Raw genomic sequence first — 1,824 nt, forward strand, 5'->3', positions numbered from 1 at the left:
CGGCGCTCTACCTCAACTTCTGCGACTTCGCCCGCTACGCGCCCAACAACGCGGCGCTGCGCAAGGGCAACATCTGGGGCCTGCCGGTCAACCTGATCCTGTTCTCGCTGGTCGCCGGCGTCACCACGATCGCCGCCTACGACGTCTATCACGAGGTGCTGCTCCACCCCGACCAGATCTCGGCCAAATTCGACAGCTGGTTCCTGGCGGCGCTTGCCGCGCTGACCTTCGCGGTGGCGACCCTGGGCATCAACGTCGTGGCGAACTTCGTCTCGCCGGCCTTCGACTTCTCCAACGTCTTCCCGCGTCAGATCGACTTCAAGAAGGGCGGCTATATCGCGGCGCTGATCGCGCTGGTGCTCTATCCGTTTGCGCCGTGGGAAGGCAGCGCTGCCTCCTTCGTCAACATCATCGGCGCGACGATGGGGCCGATCTTCGGCGTGATGATGGTCGACTATTATCTGATCCGTAAGGGCGAGGTCGACGTCAACGCGCTCTACCGCGAAGATGGCGAGTTTCGCTTCCAGGGCGGCTGGCACGTCAACGCCTTCATCGCCGCCGGCATCGGCGCGATCTTCTCCTCGATCCTGCCCAACTTCACCAACTGGCTGCCGTCCTGGTGGGGCGTCTATGGCTGGTTCTTCGGGGTCGCGATCGCGGGCGCCGTCTACTATGTGCTGCGCACAATGGCGCTCGGCGCCGGCGCACGCATGGCCAAGGCTTAACACAGTCGGGGCGGCGAAAGCCGCCCCATTTGCTTCGTCTCACTTGCCTACCATCTCGGGCCAGCCAATGCGGGGTCCTTGCGCTCGAAAAAGTTGCGTCAGGGCAGTTCGACCTCGGGCTCAATGATGTAATGGTAGGATCCATTTCTTCAGGAGAGACAGCGACCACGTCCTTGCCTGTTGAGTCTATATAGCTGTCCGTAACAGCAAAGCCCGCCAGAAGCTGGTCGTCCGTGAAAGGATATCAGGAACCGAATTCGTGGGAGTAAGACGCGATAGCCAACCTTGCCAAATCCGCGTTGTCATATAGACCGACCTCGTAGTCCCCAGTGCGGGCCAAACAGTCCATCAACATCGGAAGAGTAAAACCCTTTGTCCTCGAGCACGCATTGAAGGAGCGCGACCCTGCGATCAGGAACTTAGCTTTTGGTCAGTTGAAACACCGGATCCTGCGATCCGCCCGCTGCCCGCCGAACACCGGCAAAGGCGACGAGAAACGGCAGGGTTGAGCTTGCGAGCACGTGCCTTCGTGTCACCGGAACGGTGGAAGTCTCCGATACTTTCGGAAGATTCCCGCTTTTCGCTTCGGACCAATATTTTCGAAGTCGAACATCGCCATTCTCCAAGCCGCGGAGCACCATTTTGCTGGCACTAACGCCGGCCAGGCGAGTTCTGCCAAAGCGCTCCACGCCCAGCGACAAACCTTGGCTCCGGACCTTATCTTATCGTATCTTTGCCTCGGAACGGAGCTTACGCGGAGGGCGCAGGTTGGAGAGGCGAGTTCCCGTCCGGGTTGAAAATGTTCGTTTATACGAACTTGCGCTCGCAAATCAACGCCGGCGGTGTGCACTCCCCAAGAGCTCCAAAACGCCCTGCGCTCGACTTTTCGATCCTTGACTGCTCACCATGATGTTCGTTCGACCTTTTTCTAAATGTGGAGAATGGCAATGGAAGAGAATGGGTTTCGTCTGATCGTCCGCTGCATCGGTTCCGTCGCCCTGTTTGCTTTTTCCTCCCAATATGCATTCGCAGCCGATAGCGCGCGATGCGTTGCGAACATCGAAAAAGTGATTGCCGATGGGTCGGTTCCGGCCAAGGC

The 1,824-nt window shown here is 59.0% G+C and carries 2 protein-coding genes; one reads left to right on the top strand and one right to left on the bottom strand.

What is annotated here, in order from left to right; genetic code table 11:
* Positions 1-725, top strand: a 725-nt coding sequence (locus tag EOA60_RS31385; protein ID WP_206628335.1) for a cytosine permease, incomplete at its 5' end; no start/stop codon positions are given.
* Positions 726-1,144: 419 nt separating this feature from the next.
* Here EOA60_RS31385 and EOA60_RS31390 read toward each other — a convergent pair.
* Positions 1,145-1,426 carry a hypothetical protein gene (locus tag EOA60_RS31390; RefSeq protein WP_127217328.1) on the bottom strand — a complete coding sequence of 94 codons (282 nt, stop codon included), beginning with the start codon at positions 1,424-1,426 and terminating at the stop codon, positions 1,145-1,147.
* Positions 1,427-1,824 lie beyond the last annotated feature (398 nt).

It is taken from the genome of Mesorhizobium sp. M1A.F.Ca.IN.020.06.1.1 (assembly GCF_004023265.1).
Classification (GTDB): Bacteria; Pseudomonadota; Alphaproteobacteria; order Rhizobiales; family Rhizobiaceae; genus Mesorhizobium.